Origin of the sequence: Paenibacillus glacialis (assembly GCF_001637205.1) — a bacterium.
Taxonomy (GTDB): domain Bacteria; phylum Bacillota; class Bacilli; order Paenibacillales; family Paenibacillaceae; genus Paenibacillus_AQ; species Paenibacillus_AQ glacialis.
Genome location: NZ_LVJH01000073.1, coordinates 1 through 1,728, shown reverse-complemented (window position 1 = coordinate 1,728; position 1,728 = coordinate 1). Strand labels below are relative to the sequence as shown.

Below are 1,728 nucleotides of genomic sequence, written 5' to 3'. Positions count from 1 at the left end.
TGATATGCTCCCATCATAGTAGACAGTAGAAAAAACAAAAACTTCTACTACTACAATGATGGGAGTTTTTCTAATGTCTAAAAGAAGTCCAACTTCTTTAGAAGTAAAATTACACGCCGTACAGCGATGCCTTGAGCACAAGTCAAATCCAAACTATGAGGCAAAACAGCTTGGGGTCAGCAAGGGAACCGTTACGGATTGGATAAGAAAATATAAGGCAGATGGTTTGGATGGGTTAAAGGAATCGAATACATGGAAACCATACTCAAAGGAATTGAAGCTTGCTGCTATTAAAGAGGTATTGTCTGGTCATTGCTCTTTGGAAGCAGCAACAAAAAAACACCATGTTTCAAGTACGAGTGTCCTACGGAAATGGATTTCCAAGTATACTAGTGAGATAGAATTGAAACCTACTCGTAAAGGAAAAGGACTATCTCATATGAATAAAGGACGTAAAACAACTTTTGAAGAACGCATTGAAATTGCACAATATACCATCGCTAATGGTTTGGATTATCAGAAAGCGATCGTAAAGTACGGTGTATCTTATCAGCAAGTATATGCATGGGTTCGGAAATACCAAGTAGGCAGCGAGGATGCGCTCAAGGACAATCGTGGTCGCAATAAGCCTGTAGAGGAATTAGATGAGAATGAACGTCTTAATCTGCGGATTAAGGAATTGGAAGCTCGAAACGAATACCTAGAAATGGAGAATGCCTTCGCAAAAAAGTTGGCACAGATCAAGCAACGAAATACACGCTAACCCTCGTTCGACAAGTAGACTTGTATCATGCGATTCAAGAACTGAACAAAGAGAAAGGTTACGAAATTACGAAGTTGTGTGCGTTAGCAGGGGTTGCTCGATCTGCCTACTACAAGTGGTTACATTGGACACCATCTGCCAGGGAACTTGAAATTCATGCGCTAGCTAAAGAAGTGAAGCTTCGTTATGACAAGCGAAAAGGGATACTTGGTTATCGTCAAATGCGTACTCAACTAAACCGAAAACTCAAAAAGACTTACAACAAAAAACGCTATTATCGAATTATGCGTGCTTTGGAACTCAAAGCAGTCATCCGCAAGAAGCGTCCACATTACGTGAAAGCCTCTGAGATCCATGTCGTTGAAAATGTAATGAATCGTAACTTTGATGCCAATACCCCTAATATAAAGTGGTGTACGGATGTCACCGAACTGAAGTATGGGAATGGTCGCAAAGCCTATCTAAGCGCCATTATTGATGTATACGATAACTCCATTGTTTCATGGGTATTAAGCCATTCCAATAACAATAAACTCGTGATGGATACGCTGAAGAAGGCTTACAAGAAGAATTCAGGTGTAACCCCACTCCTTCAAAGCGATAGAGGCTTTCAGTACACGTCCCATGAGTATCATCGATTCCATGTAAAATACGGATTTATGAAAAGCATGTCTCGTGTGAGCCGATGCTTGGACAACCAACCTATTGAACGATTTTGGGGTACTTACAAATCAGAAAGCTATTATCTTACAAAGTTTCACACCTATGAAGACGTCCTTAAAGACGTTAGTGAATATATTCGCTATTACAACAACTATCGCTATACAGAATGTTTGGATGGTTTGTCACCTAACGAATACCGACGAACTGCATAACAAAAAACCTCGGCTCTGTACAAACGAGCTGAGGAATCGAATCTAACTATTTTTATTTTTTACACTGTCCACTTGACAGGGAGCACTTCA

General features: G+C 40.2%; 2 protein-coding genes. Both read left to right on the top strand.

Annotation, left to right across the window (positions count from 1 at the left end):
- The first annotated feature begins 73 nt into the window (after positions 1-73).
- Entirely contained in the window at positions 74-763 is a 690-nt protein-coding gene (locus tag PGLA_RS25335; protein WP_068537992.1) for a helix-turn-helix domain-containing protein, read from the top strand.
- Between the two features lie 20 nt (positions 764-783).
- Entirely contained in the window at positions 784-1,638 is an 855-nt protein-coding gene (locus PGLA_RS25330) for an IS3 family transposase (RefSeq protein ID WP_084411504.1), read from the top strand.
- The last annotated feature ends 90 nt before the right edge of the window (positions 1,639-1,728 follow it).

Coding starts and splice junctions, on each gene's coding strand:
- PGLA_RS25335 (WP_068537992.1), top strand. CDS start 74: ATGTCTAAAAGAAGTCCAACTTCTTTAGAAGTAAAATTACACGCCGTA.